This is a genomic window from Methylomicrobium agile (assembly GCF_000733855.1).
Classification (GTDB): Bacteria; Pseudomonadota; Gammaproteobacteria; order Methylococcales; family Methylomonadaceae; genus Methylomicrobium; species Methylomicrobium agile.
This window is the reverse complement of record NZ_JPOJ01000001.1, coordinates 986,522-1,007,670: the sequence shown is the minus strand read 5'-3', so window position 1 is coordinate 1,007,670 and position 21,149 is coordinate 986,522. Positions and strand designations below refer to the sequence as shown.

At 54.4% G+C, this 21,149-nt stretch carries 16 protein-coding genes; 7 read left to right on the top strand and 9 right to left on the bottom strand.

Features of this window, described 5'->3' with window-relative positions:
- Positions 1-968 precede the first annotated feature (968 nt).
- Both CC94_RS0104880 and CC94_RS0104875 read right to left on the bottom strand, forming a co-directional pair.
- Complete coding sequence (locus CC94_RS0104880; RefSeq protein WP_005374463.1) at positions 969-1,814, bottom strand: transglycosylase SLT domain-containing protein; 846 nt, start codon at positions 1,812-1,814, stop codon at positions 969-971.
- A gap of 288 nt (positions 1,815-2,102) precedes the next feature.
- Complete coding sequence (locus CC94_RS0104875; protein WP_005374462.1) at positions 2,103-2,816, bottom strand: M48 family metallopeptidase; 714 nt, start codon at positions 2,814-2,816, stop codon at positions 2,103-2,105.
- A 193-nt stretch (positions 2,817-3,009) separates the two neighbouring features.
- Between CC94_RS0104875 and CC94_RS0104870 the strand changes: the two genes are divergently transcribed.
- Complete coding sequence (locus tag CC94_RS0104870; RefSeq protein ID WP_005369880.1) at positions 3,010-3,966, top strand: IS5 family transposase; 957 nt, start codon at positions 3,010-3,012, stop codon at positions 3,964-3,966.
- A gap of 123 nt (positions 3,967-4,089) precedes the next feature.
- Here CC94_RS0104870 and CC94_RS0104865 read toward each other — a convergent pair whose 3' ends face one another.
- From CC94_RS0104865 to groES, 4 genes are all read right to left on the bottom strand, one after another.
- Entirely contained in the window at positions 4,090-4,668 is a 579-nt protein-coding gene (locus tag CC94_RS0104865) for a transglutaminase-like cysteine peptidase (protein WP_084675296.1), read from the bottom strand.
- 37 nt (positions 4,669-4,705) lie between these two features.
- Positions 4,706-6,607 (bottom strand): bifunctional diguanylate cyclase/phosphodiesterase, encoded by a 1,902-nt coding sequence (locus CC94_RS0104860; protein WP_005374460.1) that lies wholly within the window; start codon positions 6,605-6,607, stop codon positions 4,706-4,708.
- 279 nt (positions 6,608-6,886) lie between these two features.
- Positions 6,887-8,545: a chaperonin GroEL gene (groL, locus tag CC94_RS0104850; RefSeq protein WP_005374459.1), complete on the bottom strand. Its 1,659-nt coding sequence runs from the start codon at positions 8,543-8,545 to the stop codon at positions 6,887-6,889.
- A 51-nt stretch (positions 8,546-8,596) separates the two neighbouring features.
- On the bottom strand, positions 8,597-8,884 hold the full coding sequence (gene groES / locus CC94_RS0104845; RefSeq protein WP_005374457.1) for a co-chaperone GroES: 288 nt from the start codon (positions 8,882-8,884) through the stop codon (positions 8,597-8,599).
- 134 nt (positions 8,885-9,018) lie between these two features.
- Between groES and CC94_RS0104840 the strand changes: the two genes are divergently transcribed.
- From CC94_RS0104840 to CC94_RS0104825, 3 genes are all read left to right on the top strand, one after another.
- Positions 9,019-9,774: a HesA/MoeB/ThiF family protein gene (locus CC94_RS0104840; RefSeq protein WP_005374456.1), complete on the top strand. Its 756-nt coding sequence runs from the start codon at positions 9,019-9,021 to the stop codon at positions 9,772-9,774.
- Positions 9,775-10,513: 739 nt separating this feature from the next.
- Positions 10,514-13,360, top strand: coding sequence for a PAS domain-containing hybrid sensor histidine kinase/response regulator (locus CC94_RS0104830; protein ID WP_051040416.1), 2,847 nt, complete (start codon positions 10,514-10,516; stop codon positions 13,358-13,360).
- On the top strand, positions 13,350-14,579 hold the full coding sequence (locus tag CC94_RS0104825; RefSeq protein ID WP_005374452.1) for an EAL domain-containing response regulator: 1,230 nt from the start codon (positions 13,350-13,352) through the stop codon (positions 14,577-14,579). The genes CC94_RS0104830 and CC94_RS0104825 overlap by 11 nt, the downstream gene beginning before the upstream one ends.
- A gap of 162 nt (positions 14,580-14,741) precedes the next feature.
- Here CC94_RS0104825 and CC94_RS0104820 read toward each other — a convergent pair whose 3' ends face one another.
- On the bottom strand, positions 14,742-14,948 hold the full coding sequence (locus tag CC94_RS0104820; RefSeq protein ID WP_005374450.1) for a hypothetical protein: 207 nt from the start codon (positions 14,946-14,948) through the stop codon (positions 14,742-14,744).
- Between the two features lie 356 nt (positions 14,949-15,304).
- Between CC94_RS0104820 and pqqA the strand changes: the two genes are divergently transcribed.
- The 3 genes from pqqA to pqqC all read left to right on the top strand — a co-directional run bounded on the left by pqqA (position 15,305) and on the right by pqqC (position 17,149).
- Positions 15,305-15,379, top strand: coding sequence for a pyrroloquinoline quinone precursor peptide PqqA (gene pqqA, locus CC94_RS22825; protein ID WP_006892363.1), 75 nt, complete (start codon positions 15,305-15,307; stop codon positions 15,377-15,379).
- 116 nt (positions 15,380-15,495) lie between these two features.
- Positions 15,496-16,407 (top strand): pyrroloquinoline quinone biosynthesis protein PqqB, encoded by a 912-nt coding sequence (gene pqqB, locus CC94_RS0104810; protein ID WP_005374449.1) that lies wholly within the window; start codon positions 15,496-15,498, stop codon positions 16,405-16,407.
- A gap of 10 nt (positions 16,408-16,417) precedes the next feature.
- On the top strand, positions 16,418-17,149 hold the full coding sequence (gene pqqC, locus CC94_RS0104805; RefSeq protein WP_031430012.1) for a pyrroloquinoline-quinone synthase PqqC: 732 nt from the start codon (positions 16,418-16,420) through the stop codon (positions 17,147-17,149).
- A 56-nt stretch (positions 17,150-17,205) separates the two neighbouring features.
- Here the strand turns inward: pqqC and corA are convergent, their stop codons facing one another.
- Positions 17,206-18,174: a magnesium/cobalt transporter CorA gene (corA, locus tag CC94_RS0104800; RefSeq protein WP_031430010.1), complete on the bottom strand. Its 969-nt coding sequence runs from the start codon at positions 18,172-18,174 to the stop codon at positions 17,206-17,208.
- A gap of 180 nt (positions 18,175-18,354) precedes the next feature.
- Positions 18,355-21,009: a cation-translocating P-type ATPase gene (locus CC94_RS0104795; RefSeq protein WP_031430008.1), complete on the bottom strand. Its 2,655-nt coding sequence runs from the start codon at positions 21,007-21,009 to the stop codon at positions 18,355-18,357.
- Positions 21,010-21,149: the final 140 nt, after the last annotated feature.

Here is a 21,149-nt window from a genome sequence, read left to right as displayed (position 1 = left end):
GGCTGGGCACCTTTCAGAAGGTGAGGACTTCCCTTACGCGATATGAAAATGCTCTAGACTACGAGAGGGACCAGGTCCTCACCACACTGATCTTGGTGCTGGCACTGATTTGCCGAATACTTAAATCGGTACTGTAACGCAATTGGGTTGGCGAAGCGGTAGAAGTTCATGCGCCGACGCTTGCCGGACGTTTATTTTCGTCACCAGCGCGTCGCGCGTATCATGCCCGTAAATTTTACCCCGTCGTCCCATCCATCCTTCACCCATGCCAGAGAAACATAATCGGACACCCGGGCGATTAATGAACTGGATGCAGACCTTGAGGTTCTTGGGTCAAGGCTCAATTACAGCGTCAACTGCTGCATCTGGAACAGATGTCATGCGCCACGGTACAGTCGGTCGAGCGACTCGCAAGCCGGCAATGAAGGTCAAAGTTTTCCAATGGCTCCGGTGCAGTCTATACGCAGCCGGCACCATCTAAAGCCCCTCCATAACGGCTGCGCAGGTTCGTGGTGCTCCCGATTTCATCCAGAAACACCGCTAGGACACAGCGCGTTGCGATTGCCAGGCTTCTCATTGATCCTGTTTGGCAGCCACATTCTCATACTGATGCTCACTGGCGAACCGTTTTTTTATAGTGGTAGCCCAGCTTTTGACGTAGAAATTGATCGATAGCGAGAATTGAAACGGTCAGAACCATTGGATGTGCTGAACGCAGTGAACGCATCATTCGCAACCGATGCGGCTCCTGCGTCGGCGCGTCCTACAAACCATAATTCTAAGTTTGAAGGGTGTTGCGATCCGACTTCGCGGGCCGCTTTGCCGCTTACGCGATCCGTAAACATAACGCTTCCGAATAAGGAGGATCTTGGATAATCTTTACGGCAACAAGAATTTCATTTGATTAAACCCGGATGATCATGGCAAGTGGATCGGGAAGAGGCAGTAAGCAGGATTCAAAGAGAATCTTATAACTTGCCGAGGTTGAAGGCATGTCTGCGGGATTGGTAACGATGAATGACTTTATTCACATAATTCTGCGTTTCGGGATAGGGCGGTATGCCTTTGTATTTGTCTACTGCGCCTTCCCCGGCATTATAAGCCGCAGCCACCAGTTCGATGTCGCCGTTATATCGATCGAGAAGCCAGCGTAAATAACGAACACCGCCTTTGACATTTTGACTTGCATCGAAGGCATCCCGTACACTGAAACGCGTGGCCGTTGACGGTATCAGCTGCATAAGCCCCATGGCATTGGCTTTGGAACGGGCGTTGACCTGGAAAGCCGATTCGACACTGACGATGGACAAAGCCAGCCTGGGGTCGACTTGATGCCAGGAGGCGATTTGCTTGACCATATTGATAATCCAGTGACGATCCTTTCTCAGTGAAGAGAGAACTGCATCCAAAGTAGCGTCGTTGAACCCTCGTGAATAAAGCTGACCGCGTGGCGGCTTAGTATTCGAAAGAACGCAATCGGGCAACTTGTCGGAGCTATAAAGAATGGTTTCAAGCATTTTGCCGGCTTCCGAATGCCCTTGTTGAGCGGCGGTGGCAAATAAAGAGGCGGCGACTTCCCTATTTTCAGGAACGCCTTGGCCGAAGGCAAACAGCATGCCCAGCCGGTAATAAGCTTCAAGAGAGCCGTTTCGGGCAGCTTTGCAATAAAGTACCGCCGACTCCCAGGGATTAAGAGGTTCGAGCTTTCCAGCCTTCGTCAATAATTTTTGCTGGCCCTCTTCAATGTCTGTATAGGCGTAAGATGCAGAGCAATATAAAAACGTTAAAAAAATCAAAGAAGTTAATCTGGACATGTAAGGCCCCCATTTTTAATCGTAATTAAATCATAGATGAGGAAAGTAATAAATCCAGATTTCAAAATAAAATCTTAATAAAATGTCAATTAGCCGTTATATGAAATAGCCTAATAATAAAATGCTTGTATATTAAATAATTGCGGAATAATTAAAATTTATTAATAAATAGAATATAGTAACTATATGATTATTGTGGTGCATCAATGAAAGTGCGGTATTTTGAGATAAAACCTGAGCAAATTTGTGCTGTGGTCGAGAGACGATGGCAAAACGATCCTCGATTTTTTATAAGCCCAGCATCAGCACTTGACCGTGCTGCTTAAGCCATAGCTGTGCGCAGCGATAATTTGGAAGATGTTGGGCGACGAGTGACCAAAAATGCTTCGAATGATTTTTTTCTTTGATGTGGCATAGTTCGTGGACAACGACATATTCCAGAATCTCAAGCGGAGCCAGCGCCAGAAGCCAGTTAATGGTGATATCGTTATGAATGCCGCAGCTGCCCCAGCGCGATCTTTGAGATTTGATGGTAATCGATTTCGGGAAAAGCTGATGTTTGGGACCGTGTTGAAGCACCAGCTGTTCTACGGTGATTTTGACGTTGTGCTTCATCCACCGGATAATGGCGGAGCGAATCTCCTCGCTGTTGACCGTCTCCCATTGCGTATGAGGGATGTGTGCCTTGAATACATCGGTATGCTCGATCTTGATTCTTTTCAATCTTGTCGGTGCCAAAGACAAAGGATAGGTTTTTCCCCGATAAGGAACGGGAGCGCCGTGATGATAAGTTTTGGGCGCGAGGCTTTGACTATGTACTTTACGGGCTTTTAGTCTTTGCATCGTGGCAGTAATCCAAGGCCACTTTTCCTTGACGAACTGGTGCAGTACGTCGTCCGAAACATCAGGCGGTGCGATCACTTCAATTTTTTCGGCGGTGACGACGATTCGGGTTCTAGACGCTCTCGACGTACGCTTGATTTGGTACGACAGGGGTTTCATCGGGCTAAAAAGGATTTTTAAGCATTCTGAGCTTGAGATCGTTCCACAAACTTAGCCGATCCGAATTGCCTACCTGTTTGCCGGCATTTCGGGATTTGGCAATCCATAAACCGGTACCGTTAAGGAAACTCTGAATAAGTCCTACGCCTGGGATAAAATATCCGCAGCTTGCCATTTTCGATAGGTGCCCGCCATGAAGCAACTCGGACTCAGTGCCCCGCTGTTCGTGAAGAAACCGAAACAGACTCGGCGGCAGCAATTTCTCCAAGAGATGGAGCAGGTAGTGCCTTGGAGTTTGTGGGCGAGCCGGATAGCGCCGCACTACCCGACAGCGGGCCGAGGCCGCCGCCCCTTTCCCTTGGCGACGATGTTGCGCATTCACCTGATGCAGCAGTGGTTCGGCTATTCCGATCCGGCGATGGAGGAAGTATTGCACGACATGCCGCTGCTGCGCGAGTTTGCCGGGCTCGATGCGGGCGAGGACGCCCTGCCGGATGAAACCACGATCCTCAAGTTCCGGCATCTGCTGGAACGCCATCAGTTAGCACAAACCCTATTTGATGAAACGGCGGCGCTGTTGGCCGAAAAAGGCCTGTTGCTACGGCAAGGCACGATCGTCGATGCGACATTAATCGCTGCCCCGCCGTCCACCAAGAACCGGGCGCGCAAACGGGATGCCGAGATGAGTTCGACCAAGAAAGGGAACAATTACCACTTTGGGATGAAGGCGCACATTGGGGTCGATGCCGAGTCGGGGTTGGTGCATACTGTGGAGATGACCACCGCCAAGGTGGCGGATGGGGTCATGACGGAGGCGTTGCTGCACGGCGAGGAACGGGTCGTGCTGGGCGATCGGGCCTATACCCGCAAGGACCGGAATCTAGCGGCGGATCGCCTGGAAGGCGAGCCGGTTTGGGCCTTTCCGTTCAAGCGGGGGAAGGGTGAAGAGTTGCCGGTAGAGCAAGCCCTTCACAACCACATGCTGGCGCCGTTACGCGCCATGGTCGAACATCCGTTCCGGATCGTCAAGCGCCAGTTCGGCTATACCAAAGTGCGTTACCGGGGGCTGTTCAAGAATGCCCAACAACTCTACTTGCTGTTTGCCCTGGGCAATCTTTATCACGTTCGGCAGGCGCTGCAGCCGACCTAGGGAGACCTTTGTCCTTCGCCCTGGAAAACCGAGAACACTGAGTGAAATCACCCCGATAGCGGGCGCTGCCGGGAAGGATTTGCCCATTTTCGGCGAGGTGCCACGGATGTCGCACGGTGTCGCTTATAAAAACCACTTATTCAGAGCTTCCTTAAAGCTGTAAACCGGCAATAAGTCGGTGCGCTGCGTAGCCGGTTTGATGTCGGGGATCAAGTTATCGAGCACTTCTGGAACCGCCTTGGGCGTTTTGAAATAAGTCAAGACCATATGCGCCTGATTCAATCGTAACGCTTTAACATAGGTGATGCGCATTTTATTTTCATCGACGCCCAGTTCTTTCAGTGTAAAGTATTTAGCGATCGCGAAATCCTCGCAATCGCCAGCGCCCGTTGCGAGAAATTCCAAAGGAGTCGCCCAATAATCTTCCACTTTCCAATGTATTATATCGTCAACGAATAACGAATTCAGGTTAAAAAAATCATTAACTTTGTCAAGTTTGTCTTTTTCGGGCAGATTTTTAGCGGAACGGAGCAGGTTTTGCCATTCGATCAGGCGGCGTTCGGCTCGGTCACCATACTTAGCTTTTACCTGAAGCAGTATTTCGCTGGTCAGTTCAATCCAGCCTAATGCATTGCACGCTATCGCAAGGCTGAGGAAAAAAATGGCCAGCTTGACGGGAAGAGGACGTAAAAGGCTCGGCATGGCGTTTGTTTATTGAGGCCTCTTCTGTAGCGCATCATCAGCGGCTTGCGCCGTCGAGCCCGATACTCTTGACGATATCGAAATCGACATCCGCGCGGACGTTTTCGGCAAGGATGGAAATGTCCAGCAATTCGCCGATTTCTTTGACGGTCTGTAAGAACGAGATTTTTTCCTCATTGCCTTGTAAGCCGTTGCTCAACTCCTGGCTGAGGCGGACGAAATCCGGCTTTAACATTTTGAGCTGATTGAGCGACAGCGAATGGCTGTCGAAGCGTTTAAGGATGACGCGTACGCCGGAAGCATGTAAAAAATCAATGAATTCATGATAGGCTTCGAAATTCTTGGCTACCGCATAGGCAGAAGAGCAAATGATCAATCGGGCGGCGGCAGAAGTATTCTGTTTCAGGAGATTTGAGAACCATGTCCTGAAACCGCTGTTTTTGATCGTTCGTGTCGAAATATTGATGGCGATATGCTGCGCGGAAGAGGTATTGTTTAAATGCGCGACGACTTTCTCGATCATGCCGCAATCCAGGGCGACGATCTTTTCATATTTTTCGGCAATCGAAACGAATACCCCGACCGGCAGAGGGACGCCTTGCTTGTCGAAGACCTGAATAAAAGCTTCCTCCATTAAAATCCGGTTATCGGCGATATGAATTATCGGGCCGATAAACTGAATTTTATAGAAATTCCGATCGACGATGTCGAATACCAGCGCTTTCCATTCGGTGACATCCTTTGCCTGTTCGCCGCCTGTTCTGATGTAATAGCTGTTAGGGCCGATCACGACAGCCTGTTCATAGGCCTCGTGGGCGGCGGGCAATATTGTTTCGGGAGAGCTTAACGGGTCGACAGCCACTACGCCGATATGGCCGATGTCGTTTTTCTGATGGACGCGGCCTAATTCGGTCAAGGCAAGGCTCAAGGATTTTGCCAGTTTTTCGGCTTCAGGCCACTGGAGATTGCGAGCCAGTACAGCGAATTCCGCGCCATAGAAATGATAGACGGTGGCTTCGGCCGAAAAGATTTCCGAGGTTTGCTTCAATTGCGAAGCGCAGCTTTGCAGAAAAGCATCGATCGCTTCGCTGTCGCGTTCTTTGACAAGGCTTGCCAAGCTGTCGGTTTTGACCAGAAAAAGAAAACCGTCGGTATTTTCCAGATAAAGCTGTTTCAGGTCGGAATCGAAAGTACTTTTATTGTAAAGGCCGGTCAAGCTGTCGAGCTGCAGTTTACGGCCCAGAGAAGACAGTTTGTCGTTCAGGTTCGCCATCACGCCGCTTAATTTGCGCGACATGAGATTCATCGAGTTTGCGACATTGTTAACTTCGATGGTCCAGGGTAAGCGAGTGATGGTTTCGAACTGGCCTTCGGCAATTTTCAAAGCAAGATCGTTGATGTGCTTGAGCGGTTTCAGCGTGAAGCGCAGCGCGAAAATCAACAGGCACACCGATAACAGGAACGAAACCAAAGAATAACAGAACGCACTTTGGGCTTGCTGATAAAGCTTCAAATAGGCGTAGCCGGGGTTGACCGTGACATAAACGGTGCCGCCGGGCGTCCACCCCGCGCTGATTTCGCTTTCCGCGGTTGCAGGTTCCATCGGCAGCAAATTCACGAACCAGTGCGGCACTTCATCGAAAACCTGGTTATTGCTTAATTTGACTAACGTTTTGTTTTCAGCATTATCCAGCTTGATCTCTTTGTAATAGCCCATGTCAAATATGGCGCTGATCATTGTTTTCAGGATCGGGTCGGATTCGTTGACAATATGGGGACTTAAGGAGAGCCCCAGCGAGGTCGCGGTATCCTGCGCATGGACTTGCGATTCTACTTGCAGATAACTCCTGATATTGTGGATGCTGATGACATAATTGACGATGAATATCGCTAAAAACAGCGCTGAAATCAGGAGTAACAGTTGCTTGGATAATGTCATGAAATGAGTCTGCCAACGATGAACAAGATAAAAGGCTCGAAACAGAAATCTTTATTCAACCAAGTTTAGACTATAGATTTCAAAACCGGAAAACCGGAAAACCGGAAAACCGGAAAACCGGCAAGCGGCAAGCGGCAAGCGGCAAGCGGAAAAACTCTGCCGGCAAAATCCGCTGTATCGCTTGTTTGGCAGAGACGATAAAGAAAAAAGCCCCGGCTGAATTCACATTCAGCCGGGGCTCTGGATTTAAAGCGAAAAGGCTTTATTCATGCAGGGCAACTACATCATGCCGCCCATACCGCCCATGCCGCCCATTCCACCCATGCCGCCCATATCCGGCATGCCGCCGGCTTTATTGTCGGCTGGCGCATCGGCGATCATCACTTCGGTGGTCAGCATCAGGCCGGCAACCGAAGCCGCGTTTTGCAGCGCGGTGCGGGTAACTTTCGCAGGGTCCAAAATACCCATTTCGATCATGTCGCCGTATTGGCCGGTTGCTGCATTGTAGCCGAAGCTGCCGGAGCCTTTCTTGACTTCGTTGAAAATGACAGAAGGTTCGTCGCCGGCGTTCGCAACGATCTGCCGCAGAGGCTCTTCGATTGCGCGGCGCAGAATGTTGATGCCGACCGTTTGGTCATGGTTCGCACCTTCCAGATTTTCCAGGGCGGAAATCGTACGGACCAGCGCAGTGCCGCCGCCGGCAACGACACCTTCTTCAACCGCCGCGCGGGTGGAATGCAGCGCGTCTTCGACGCGGGCTTTCTTTTCCTTCATTTCGATTTCAGTCGCCGCGCCGACCTTGATCACCGCAACGCCGCCTGCCAGTTTGGCCAGACGCTCCTGCAGTTTTTCCTTGTCATAGTCGGAAGTCGCTTCCTCGGCTTGCGCACGGATTTGCGCAACGCGGCCCTTGATTTTTTCTTCGGAGCCGGCGCCGTCGATGATGGTGGTGTTCTCTTTGGAAACCTGAACTTTCTTCGCCGTACCCAGCATCGACAGTTCGGCTTTTTCGAGTGACAGGCCGACTTCTTCTGCGATTACGGTGCCGCCGGTCAGTACCGCGATGTCTTCCAGCATCGCTTTACGGCGATCGCCGAAACCGGGCGCCTTAACCGCCGCGACCTTGACGATGCCACGGATCGTGTTCACGACCAGCGTCGCCAGCGCTTCGCCTTCCACGTCTTCGGCGATGATCAGCAGCGGACGGCCTTGCTTGGCCACCGCTTCCAGGATCGGCAGCATTTCGCGGATATTGGAGATCTTCTTTTCGTAGATCAGGATCAGCGGATCGTCCAGCTCGACGCTCATGCTGTCTTGCTTGTTGATGAAGTAAGGGGACAGATAGCCGCGGTCGAACTGCATGCCTTCGACGACATCCAGCTGGTTGTCGAGGCCGGAACCTTCTTCGACGGTAATCACGCCTTCCTTGCCGACTTTTTCCATCGCTTCGGCGATGATGTTGCCGACCGACTCGTCCGAGTTGGCGGAGATCGTGCCGACCTGCGCGATCGCCTTGTTGTCGGTGCATGGGGTTGCAGAAGCCACGATCGCATCGACCGCTTTGGTGACGGCCAGATCGATGCCGCGCTTCAGGTCCATCGGGTTCATGCCGGCCGCAACCGCTTTCAAACCTTCGTTGACGATCGCCTGCGCCAGCACGGTCGCGGTGGTGGTGCCGTCTCCGGCCACGTCGGAGGTGTGGGAGGCCACTTCCTTGACCATTTGCGCGCCCATGTTTTCGAATTTGTCTTTCAATTCGATTTCTTTTGCAACGGATACGCCGTCTTTAGTGATGGTCGGTGCGCCGAAACTTTTGTCCAGAATCGCGTTGCGGCCTTTGGGACCCAGGGTAACCTTGACGGCGTTTGCCAGGATATTGACGCCTTTCGCCATCCGGCTGCGTGCGTCATCGCCAAAATATACGTCTTTTGCTGCCATTTTAATTCCTAATCCAATGTGTTGATGGTTGTGATTGCGTGAGGGGGAGGCTTAGCCCAACACACCCATGATGTCGTCTTCGCGCATCACGATAAGTTCTTCGCCGTCGATCTTGACTTCATTGCCGGAATATTTGCCGAACAAGACTTTGTCGCCGACCTTGACTTCCAGCGGACGCATTTCACCATTGTCGAGCACTTTGCCGGTGCCGACCGCCAGGATGACGCCCTGGCTTGGTTTTTCGGCGGCAGAACCCGGCAGCACGATACCGCCTGCGGTTTTGGTTTCTTCTTCAACGCGTTTGACTATCACTCTGTCGTGTAACGGACGTATTTTCATCAATCTCTCCTGAAAAAATTAAAGGTAAAAAATTATTAGCACTCGCGTTTAATGAGTGCTAATAATAAACGGGTTTTGCAGTCTGTCAAGTTCTTTGGCATCATCCTCGCCACTTTAGCCAATTCAAATGACTCATGAATGACAACCAACTTTTGCGTTACAGCCGCCAAATCATGCTGCCTCAGATCGATGTCGAAGGTCAGCAGAAACTGCTTGCCGCCAAGGTGCTGATCGTCGGCGCCGGCGGGCTCGGCTCGCCCGCTGCGATTTATCTGGCGGCGGCGGGTGTCGGTCATCTGGCGATTTTCGATCACGACGATGTCGACTTGTCCAATCTGCAAAGGCAAATTGCGCATTACACCGACGATATAGGGACCGCGAAAGTCATTTCAACCCGGCAGACTTTGAGCCGCCTGAATCCCGATGTGGATGTCCGGGTGGTCAAGCGGCGGATCGCCGGTGAGGAACTGGCCGCAGAAGTCGAAGCGGCCGATGTGGTGCTCGACTGCAGCGACAATTTCGCGACGCGCTTTGCGATCAATCGGGCATGCGTCGAACACCGAACGCCGCTGGTGTCGGGAGCCGCAATCCGTTTTGAGGGGCAGGTCGCGGTATTTACGCCGGGCAAAGGAGACAGCCCCTGTTATAACTGCCTCTATCGGATGGACGGCGACGAACCGCTCAATTGCGCGACGAACGGCGTCATAGCGCCGGTGACGGGAATCATCGGCGCCATCCAGGCGATGGAGGCGATGAAGTTGATCACAGGCATTGGCGAAACATTGACCGGGCGGCTGCTCTTGCTGGACGGGCTGACGATGGAGTTCGACACGATGCGGTTCAGGAAAAATCCGAAATGTCCCGCATGCGGCAGAGTCGCTTCGAGTTGATATTTTTTTGAACGATGCGGACAGGTTTCGTGGGGGCGAGACTAACGCGGAAAGACCGGAGATGTTCGAATTCGCTGGTCGAACGAGGGGGAGGGAAACCGTGCGTTTACCGGCTTTTTTCGGCGCTGCAAAAAAGACGGCTTGACACGGTATTGAGCATGAGATACTAATAGAACTAGCGACTTGATTGACTCTACGCCGAAAAGAGGCGGCGGGGCAGCGCCGGGGAAATTTGGACGCGCCTTCATTGTCCGTGATGATTTTTAAAGCAAAGACGCTCGGTAAAAGGCCGGGATAAAAGAAAAATGTTTAAACGGAGTCGCCCGCATTCCGGCGACAGACAAGACGGAATTCTCGTGGCAGTTCCGAGCCTCTGCTCCGCGATTGAAGATATTTCCGGATGAATGTAAGGCGTTAAGGCGAAGTTTTTGCCGGCCGCTCTCATACGCTTGTAAATACCAGGGTTCCGGTATGATCTCATCTGGATGATTATTTTTGAAAATCGGCGGCAGGTCTGCCTGACGCCTCTGTTTCGATGATAGAGTTTCCTCATCGCTTTCGTTTGGTTTTCCCGATTCATGCCGGGCATTCGCCCACCGGGGGCGCATATGATTGTAGAAGGTACTGGGAGTCCGTTGTCAGGATTCGGTTTGCGGAGCCGGTGCTCATGATTAAGGCCGGGGACGTAGAGCCTTCGAGTCGACGAAGCCCCAAGGCGGTGCAGGAACCGGATTTTCGAGTGCTCTTCGAATCCCTGCCGGGCTTGTATCTTGTGCTGAATTACGATTTCAATATCGTTGCGGTCAGTGATGACTATGCGCGCGCCACCATGACCCGCCGGGAAGAAATTATCGGCTGCGGCATTTTCGACGTTTTTCCCGATAATCCTAACGATCCGTCCGCCGATGGCGTGCGCAATCTTCAGGCTTCCTTGCTATCCGTGCGGCATACCGGAAAAGCCCATGCGATGGCCATTCAAAAATACGACATTCGCAAGCCGGAAGCGGAAGGCGGCGAGTTCGAGGAACGTTACTGGAGTCCGCTGAACTCTCCCGTTTTCGATGCCGATGGCACGCTTGCCTATATCATTCACCGGGTCGAAGATGTGACCGAGTTTGTCCGGCTGAAGCAGCAAGGCATTGAACAAAGCGAGCTCACCGAAGAGCTGCGCGAGCGGATGAAAAAGATGGAGGCTGAAGTCTACCTGCGTGCGCAGGAGACGGCCAGGGCGAACGAAAGCCTGCGCATCAGCGAGGAAAACCTCTTGGTTACCTTGAACTCGATCGGCGACGCCGTATTGACGACCGATGCGGCGGGGCGGGTGACGCGTCTGAATCCGAGAGCCGAACGGCTGACGGGCTGGCAGCGCAGGGAAGCCATAGGCCGTCCGGTTGCCGAGATCTTTCATATCGTCAATCAGGAAACGCGCCAGCGGATGGCGATTCCGGTCATCGAAGTCCTGGCGAGAAGGGCGGTTCGGGGGCTGGCGAATCATACGGTGCTGATTGCCCGTGACGGTACCGAGCGTTCGATTGCCGACAATTGTGCGCCGATCCGCAGCCGGGACGGCGAGGTCATCGGTGCCGTGCTGGTTTTCCGCGACATCACTGAAGAATATGCTACGCAGAAGGCCTTGCGCGACAGCGCTATCCATATTCAGACTATTCTCAACAATATGGCCGACGGCATCATTACGATCGATGAAAAGGGCATCCTCGAAACGGCAAATCCCGCCGTCGAGCGTATCTTCGGATATGCGCGTGACGAACTCATCGGACGAAACATCAAAATGTTGATGTCGCCGTCCTACCATGACGAATACGACAGCTATGTGCAGCGTTATCTCGCTACCGGCGATGCGCGTATCATCGAGCGAGTCCGCGAGATCCAAGGGCGCCGTAAAAATGGCGACATCTTTCCGCTCGACCTGAAAGTCAGCGAAATGTGGCTGGATGTCGGGCGCCGGCTCATCGGCATCGTGCGCGACATTACCCAACGCAAAGAAACCGAAGCGTTGCTGCAGCAGGCAAAGGAAAAGGCCGAATTCGCCAATCGCGCGAAAGATTCGTTCCTGGCAACCATGAGCCATGAGATCCGTACCCCCCTCAGTGGCCTGTTGGGCATGCTGGAGCTGCTCGCCCTCACGCCTCTCGACAAGGAGCAGAAAAAAACCTTGCAGTCGGCCCGCGATTCCGGGTACAGCCTGCTGCGGATTTTGAGCGACATTCTCGACTGGTCGAAAATCGAAGCCGGCAAGCTCGGACTCTCGGTACAGGCGACTTCAATCGCTCAGCTCGTGCAGGATGTGGTGAATACCTATGCGCATGTCGCCAGCGCGAAGAAACTGATCCTGCAGCATGACGTCGATGAGCTGATCGGCCAGGCACATCTTGTCGATTCCCTCAGGCTTTCGCAGATCCTGAACAATCTCGTCAGTAATGCGATCAAGTTCACTCCGGCGGGCTCGGTTCAAATACGCGCCGAATTGCTCGAACCATTCGACGGCGCTCAAAAAATACGCTTTTCGGTCAGGGATACTGGCATCGGCCTCGATCAGGCGCAAAAAGCTTGCCTGTTCCAGCTTTATGCGCAGGCTGCCGAGAATACGGCCCGGATGTACGGCGGCACCGGACTGGGGCTGGCGATCTGTAAGCGCCTCGCCGAAATGATGAACGCCCGTCTCGATCTGGAAAGCGAGCCGGGACAAGGCTCGACTTTCAGCCTGACGCTGATCCTGCCTTTGACCGAGAATCTGCCGGTGCAGCAACTCGCCCGGGATGCCGGGCGAGTTGTTGTCGAACCACTGGCTGCGGATGCCGCCAGTGCCCCGGTCGTGCTGGCCGTCGATGATCATCCCGTCAATCTTGCGCTCCTGGTGCGGCAGATCGAAATTTTGGGATTGCGCGCCGAAGCGGCTCAAGATGGAGAAGCGGCTTTGGCGATTTGGCGGAGCCGGCGGATCGACGCTATCGTCACCGATTGCCATATGCCGAACATGGACGGCTATGAACTTGCCCGTGCCGTCCGTAAGGCCGAGTTTCGGGAGGCGCGCCCGCCAATACCGATCGTAGCCTGTACGGCAAACGCCCTTGGCGAGGAGAACGAACGCTGCCGTGCCGCCGGCATGGATGAAGTCATGGTCAAGCCGACCAATCTGCGTGTGTTACGGGAGATGCTCTTGCGGAGGCTTCAATGGCATGGCATGGACGAGGCGGCGGCTTCTTTTGAAGACGCCCCGCGAGAGGACGATGCGCCTGTCGATTTTTCCGCGCTTGCCGATACCGTCCCGGATAAGGCGGGGCAGATTGCGCTGCTGCGCAAATTCCAGCTTCATCAGCGCCATGACCGCGAACAATTGCAGAAGCGCTTCGAGGAACGGGATATGGCCGGCGTGGCGCTCATGGCGCACCGTATCAAAGGCGCCAGTAAAATGGTGGGCGCGCGCGAACTCGCGAATGCCTGTGCAGCCATCGAGCAAGCCGCGAAGCGGAACGATTTCGATGCCGCAGGTCTCGGCATTCAAATCCTGGCCGATGCGGCGCGCAAGTTTGAAAGTTATGTCTCTGGATTGTCCGATGCCGAATGAACATATTTTGAGGAAAGCCGATGAGGCCGGAGAATTGCATTTTCTCGTCGTTGAGGATGATGACTTTCAACGCGAAACGCTGGCCGACATGCTGTTGTCCATGGGGGCGAAGTCGGTGCGGCAGGCGGGAGACGGTAAACAGGCGCTGGAGATATTGCAGGCGCAATCCGCGCCTGCGGTCGACATTGTGCTCAGCGACCTGGAAATGCCGGAAATGGATGGGATGGAATATTTCCGGCACATGGGGAGTTATTACGCCGATATTTCACTGATCATCATGAGTGCTCTGGATGCTGCCTTAATCGCTTCGGTGGAAGCAATGGCGCGGGCCTACGGAATCCGATTGCTGGGCGCGATCGAAAAACCCGTAACCCGGTCCCGCCTGCAAACGCTGATAGCCCGGCATGAAGCCGTCTGGCCGAAGCAGGAGAGGATAGCCTCTTTGCCGGCAAACTTTTCTCTGGAAGAAATTCTGGCCGGTTTGGAGAAAGATCAGTTCGAGCCGTTTTTCCAGCCGAAAGTGGACGTCGTTTACGGGCAAATCAAAGGTGTGGAAGCATTGGCCCGATGGATCCATCCGGAGCATGGCGTGATCGGGCCCCATGCGTTTATCGAAGTACTCGAACGTAACGGCAAGCTCGATGGCTTGACCTTCACCATCCTGAAAAAAGCCGCGTTCGCCTGCCGGCGGCTGCATGAAAGCGGCCGGAAGCTGAGCATGGCGGTCAATATTTCCCTGACTTCGCTGACCGATACGACGCTGGCGAACCGGATTACGCAGGTCATGCACGATGCGGCTGTCGATCCCCGTTACTTTATTCTGGAGGTGACCGAAACCGCGGCCATGACCGACGTGGCCCACGCGCTGGAAAATCTGGCGCGGCTGCGCATGCGCGGGTTCGGGCTGTCGATAGACGATTACGGCACCGGTTATTCGAGCATGCAGCAGATTTCGCGCATCGCTTTCAGCGAGCTGAAAATCGACCAAACCTTCGTGAAGGGCTTTTCCGATAATGAGTCGCTGCGCATCATGGTGCAGTCGAGCATCGATCTGGCGCACAAGCTCCGCATCAAATGTACCGCCGAAGGCGTCGAGGCCGAGCAGGACTGGCGCGCGCTCAAAGCGGTGAGGTGCGATCTGGCGCAAGGCTATTTTATCGCCAAGCCGATGAGCCTGGAGTCCTTGCTCGAGTTCTGCGAAAGCTTCGCGATTTCCTGAGTTGGAATGACGAGGGGCCCTGCCGGGCGCTTCGCTCCGGCCTGCTCGATGGAATTTGCCGGGGAATGCGGGAAAACGCCGCCGGGTAGCGAAACCCGGCGGGTCTGGTTCGCAAGCAGGTTGTTGCGTCTTGTTGAAAATGCCGGTGGGCGATGGCGGCTGTTATTTGCCGCTGACAAGGCCTTTGATCAGGCCGATGATCTTTTCGGCAAAATCGTTGATCACCGACGGGCTATCGCCATGCGGTTCGGTTTCGCCGAAAGGTTTCGCCTGGGTTTGCGAAAATTTATAGATAAAATAGCCGAGCGGCGCAAACGCGCCCGCCGCGAGTACCAGCATGACCAGAAAAAGTTCGGTAACTTCACCCATATCGCCTCCTCATGAATTTTTTTAGTTATATTCGAAAATCAGGTGAAAAAAGATCATACCCTTTTCCGTATTAAAAAAACACCCGTAAGTCCACTCTTTCTGTGCGGTTTTGGCGCCTTCATTTTCCAAGGCGCAACTCGGCGGCGGGCAAAAAACCGAAGGAACTTAGTCGCCTTTTCGCGCGTCTTCTCAAGAGCTTGACAAAATGGCCGGGAAAATCGAGCGAAAGACTTGAAACGATCGGCGTCCGGGACCGGGCAATAAGGTTGCGTTGATCTGGAGATTCGTCGTATACTTCGGCTTGGCTTACTTGATCAAGCTGGCATAAACACAAATAACTTCTGGAGGTTACTGCTATGAAATGGGAAACACCAAGCTATACCGATCTGCGTTTCGGTTTTGAAGTCACCATGTATATCTACAACCGTTAATCGGCTGTTAGAACTGGTCAAAAAAGGGGATCGCAAGGTCCCCTTTTTTTTGCCTGACGATCGGGATTCCCTTATAGTATGAGCATTTTCACGCAAGAGCAGGATCATCTTACCTCATGAAAATCAGAGTTCTCGGCGCCGGAGCCGGCGGCGGTTTTCCGCAATGGAATTGCAACTGCAACAATTGCCGGAGGATCCGGCGCGGCGAAATGAACGGCAAGGCCCGCACCCAGTCCTCGATTGCAGTCGGTACCGACAACCGTAACTGGCTGCTGATCAATGCCTCGCCGGATATTCGCGCGCAACTCGAAGCGTTTCCGGCGATTCAGCCGCAACAAGGCGTCCGCGATACGGGCATCAAGGCGATTCTGCTGATCGACAGCCAGATCGACCATACCACGGGCCTTCTGATGCTGCGCGAAGGCAAGCCGCTGGACATCTATTGCACCGAGATGGTCCGTCAGGACCTGACCACCGGTTTTCCGGTGTTCAACATGCTTTCGCATTATTGCACGGTCAATCACCATCCGGTGCCGACCGACGGCGGCAGCTTCACGATTCCAGGCATCGACGATCTGCGCTTTTACACGCAGGCTTTGAAAAGCAAGGCGCCGCCTTATTCGCCGCACCGTTACGACCCGCACGAGGGCGACAACATCGGCCTGATCGTCGAGCAAATTTCGACCGGCAAAAAACTGTTTTATTCGCCGGGCCTCGGCGAAATCGAACCGCATGTACTGGAAGCGATGCAGGCGGCCGCCTGCGTGATGGTCGACGGCACCTTCTGGACCGACGACGAGATGTGCGCGCAGCGGATCAGCCACAAAAGGGCGCGGGAGATCGGCCACTTGCCGCAGTCCGGCGAAGGCGGCATGATCGAAGTGCTGAACGGCATCGGCGAGGCCCGCAAGATTTTGATCCATATCAACAATACCAATCCGATTCTGGACGAGGATTCGGAACAGCGCAAAATTCTCGATGCGAACGGCATCGAGGTCGCGTATGACGGGTTGGAAATCGATCTATAACGGAGACGACATGAGCCAGAACGACAAGCAGCCCTGGAGCCGGCAGGCATTCGAAGCCGAATTGCGCGGCATGGAAAAGTACTACCACATCCATCACCCGTACCATGTCCTGATGAACGAAGGCAAGCTGACCCGCGAGCAGATCCAGGGCTGGGTCGCGAACCGCTATTATTACCAGGTCTCTATTCCGCTGAAGGACGCGAACATTCTGGCTAACTGTCCGGACCGCGAAACGCGCGCCAAATGGATTCAGCGCATTCTCGACCACGACGGCCACCCGGGCGACCCGGGAGGCATCGAAGCCTGGATCCAGCTCGGCCTTGCGGTCGGCCTGACGCGCGAGGACATCGTTTCGGAAAAGTATGTGCTGCCCGGCGTGCGTTTTGCGGTCGATGCCTATGTCAATTTTGCGCGCCATGCGGAATGGCACGAAGCGGCCAGTTCCTCGCTGACCGAACTGTTCGCGCCGAAGATTCATCAGCAGCGCCTCGACAACTGGCCGGAGCATTATCCCTGGGTCGAAAAGGAAGGCTACATCTACTTCCGCAAGCGCCTGACCGAAGCCCGCCGCGATGTCGAACACGGCCTCGAAATTACGCTGGACTGGTACAAAACCCGCGAACAGCAGGAGCGGATGATCAAGATTCTGCAATTCAAATTGGACGTGTTGTGGACGATGGCCGATTCGATGTATATGGCTTACATCCACAAAATGCCGCCGTATTTCAATATCCAGCCCTAATATCGTTCGCCGTCCTTAATTCGAGGACGGATCGATTTTTGCAGGCGGCGGCAATTTTACAGCCAGCCGATGCTTTTGAGGCGGCGGTACAGCCAGATGCAGCCGATCACCACGACGCCGAGCGTGGCGGGATAGGCAAACTCCCAGCCGAGTTCGGGCATGTGCCTGAAATTCATCCCGTACAGGCTGAACACCATCGTCGGCACCGCCAGAATCGCACCCCAGCCGGCCAGCCGTTTGACCACTTCGTTCTGGCGCACCGTCGCCATCGTCAGATAGACCTGCATCGCATCGTTCAGCATTTCGCGCATGCCGTCGGCGGCGTGCTGAATACGCAGTGCGTGGTCGCGAATATCGCGAAAATAAAAGCGCGTATCTTTCGGGATAATATGGGTGTGAAAACGCATCAATTCGCTGCAGATATCCAGCCAGGGCAAGGTCGCGGAACGGAGCAGCAGCAGGTCGCGTTTGAGATCGAAAAGCTGTGAACAGGTTTCGTCGCGGTAAGCCTTGTTGAAAATGCCCACTTCCAGTTGCTCCAGTCTTTCTTCCAGGCCTTCCATCACCGGCAGGTAATGGTCGACGATGAAGTCCATCAGCGCATACAGCGCAAAACCCGGTCCTTTGGCCAGTTTTTCGGGCAGATTTTCGCAGCGTTCTCGTACTTTCGCATAACTCAGGGTAGAAGAGTGGCGCACCGAAACCAGGAAACGCGTCCCGATAAAGAAATGGGTTTCTCCCAACGCCAACCGACCCTCCTCGTTGAGTTGAGCGGTCTGTACGACCAGGAACAGGGAATCGCCGTATTCTTCCAGCTTCGGGCGCTGGTGCGCGGTACAGGCATCCTCGATGGCCAGTTCGTGCAGCCCGAATTCTTCCTGGATCTTCAGCAGCAAGGCTTTGTCCGGTTCGCGAAGTCCCGCCCAGACGAAAGTTCCTTCTTCGGCCAGGACATTGCTGATCTCTTCGAGGCTGATCGTGCCGATCCGCGCACCGTATTTATAGGCGACACAGTTCATGATCATCGACGCATCTTCATATTCGGAATATGCCGGAGTTATAGGCGGGTTTGGCATAGCATCAGTACCTGTTAATGAATGATTCGCATGATGATAACGTGGTTGGGCCAACATTAGAATTCCGCGTCTGCGTCGGCAGGTCATGCCGAACGATTCTCGACGGTGGAAGTGTTCCGGCCGAAGCCGTCAAACTTCCAGTCCGTGCCATCCATGCCGGCCCAGCCATTTACGCGCTTCGTCAAGCGCCAAAATGATGAAGGGGGCCGGCGCGATCCATAGCCAATAGGCAAGGGCGATCGGTGCGGTATTGAAAAAGAGCTGCGCCTCGGGCAAATAGACAATCGCCAGGATAAACGCCAATTCGAAGAGGATGCCGCAGATGATCCAGGGATTGAGGCGCGTCAGGGAGCCGAGAGCACTTTGGCGGCTGGTGCGGCAAGCCATGACGTTGCCGATCTGGCAGAAGATGATCGTGGTCAGAAATGCGCCGGAGGCCTGCAAATACAGCGGGTCGTTTTCCGCGATCACCTTGCCGAAACTCCATCCGCCGTCGAACAGGAGAGTGAAAAATACCACGAACGCCAGCAGGGCCTGGGCGGATCCGATGATGGCATAGCTGCGGATGAAGGTCCTCAGGCTGACCAGCGGTTCGTTGCCGCGTCTGGGCGGCTGATGCATGATGTCGCTTTCCGGGGGCTCGTTGCCGAGGCCGATCGCCGGCAGCATGTCGGTGATCAGGTCGATGCTGAGGATCTGGATCACCGTAATCGGGAGCGGAATCGGAAACAACACGTAAGCGATGTACGGCACGACTTCCGGAATGTTGCTCGCCAGGATATAGGTGATGAATTTCTTGATGTTTTCATACACGGTACGCCCTTCCTCGACGGCCTTGACGATGGTTGCGAAGTTATCGTCGAGCAGAATGATATCCGAGGCTTCCTTGGCGACATCGGTGCCCTTTTTGCCCATGGCGACCCCGATATCGGCACGTTTCAGCGCCGGAGAATCGTTTACGCCGTCCCCGGTCATCGCCACGACTTCTCCCATGGCTTTCAGCGCGTCGACAATGGCGAGTTTTTGTTCCGGCGCGGTGCGCGCAAACACCACTTGTTCGTTCCGCAGCGCCTCCAGCAAATCATCCGGGGACATTCCGGCGAGCCGGTTCCCCGTAATGATGCTCGGGTTGTCGACGATGCCCAGACGTTTGGCGATATAGGCTACCGTTTCGCCCGAATCGCCGCTGATCACGATGATCCGGATGCCGGCGGTGCGGCAGGCGGCAACCGCATTCGGCACTTCCGGGCGGGGCGGATCGACCAGCCCGGCCAACCCGACGAACACCAGATTTTCGGGGACGTCTTCGGGGTGTTCGACAACCGCGTAAGCGAACGCCAATACGCGCAGCCCGAGTCCGGCATATTCGTCCGCTTTCGCCGTTAATCCGCGTTTGGCCTCGGCGCGCAGCGGGTGGACGAGTCCCTCGCTGTAGATCTGCGTACAGCGTTCGAGAATGACTTCCGGAGCGCCTTTGGCGGTGAGCAGCAACGCTTTCCGCGAGGTCGAATACGTGGCCGTCATGAATTTCAGGGCCGCATCGAAAGGCCGGCTGTGCCGGAGACGGTAGCGGCCGCGAATCGCGCCGTAGCCGTGTTGGCGGTCGACGAAACTCGCCAGCGCAATTTCGGTCGGATCGCCGGTGAACGTCGGCTTGCCCTCTTCGTCGAGCGTTATGACGGTCTCGTTGCATAGCGCCATGATTTCCTGCATCGTCCACGCCGTGCGGTAGCGCAGCCGGCCGTTTACCGTATCGGCATCGTAATCTTCGAAATCCATATACAGTTTTTCGACGTGCAGGCGGTTCTGCGTCAGCGTGCCGGTCTTGTCGGTGCAGATGACCGACGTGCTGCCCAGCGTTTCGACCGACAGGATGTCTTTGACGACCGCGTTGCGTTTCGCCATTCGCAGCGAGGCTTGCGTCAAGGCCAGCGTGACGGTCGGCAGCAGTCCCTCCGGGACGTTCGCCACGATAATGCCGATCGCGAAAACCAGGTTGGTCCAGAAGCTGTCTCCGATCAGGAAACCGATACCGAAAAATACGCCGCCGAAGGTGATTGCCAAATAGGTGATCTTACGCACAAAATTGCGTAATTCCTTTTGCATGGGCGTCAGATCGGCCTGTACGCGTTGAGACAATTCGGAAATGCCGCCGATTCGGGTGTTGCGACCGGTATTCACAACCAGAATGCGGGCATGGCCTTTGATGACCGTGGCTCCGGACCAGGCGCAATGTTCGGCTTCGATCCTGTCTTCACCGGCCTGTTTTTCGACGCTGAGCGATTCGCCGCTGAGAAGCGACTCATCGACCCGCAGTTGGGCCGATTCCAGGATCGCGCCGTCAGCGGAAATTTTGTCGCCTTCCTGAACCAGCAGGATATCGCCGGGCACCAGTTCTTTTGCATCCCGCAGCACGGATTTGCCGTCGCGCAGAACGTTGACCGATTTGGGAATGTAATCGAGAAATGACAGCATCAGTTTCTCGACCTTGTAATTTTGCAGGAACGACATGACCGCATTGAGCAGTACGACGCCGCTCAGGGCCCAGCCGATCAGGTTATAGCCTTCCCCGGGATTTAAGCCGTCGGCCCAGAACGCCAGCAGCGCCGCAGTCAGCAGCAAGAGCGGGAACAGCGCTTTGAATTCATTGAAGAATAACAGCCAGGGCGAGCGGGTGCGGTGGAAGACGATTTGATTTTCGCCGTAACGGCTTAGCCTTGACCGGGCCTTTTCGGAGGTCAGTCCTTGCGGAGAGGTTTTGAGGGTTTCCAGGAGTTTCGGCAATCGTTCCCCTTGAAAACAGAAGGCTTTGGGAGGATTTTTCGGGGAGTGGGACATGGATGGCCGTTTTTCAAGTGTCTTTAATTCATTTCATGACGCTATTTTAACGGTTCCCGAGGCGGGTTTATGTGATTTCGCCGTTC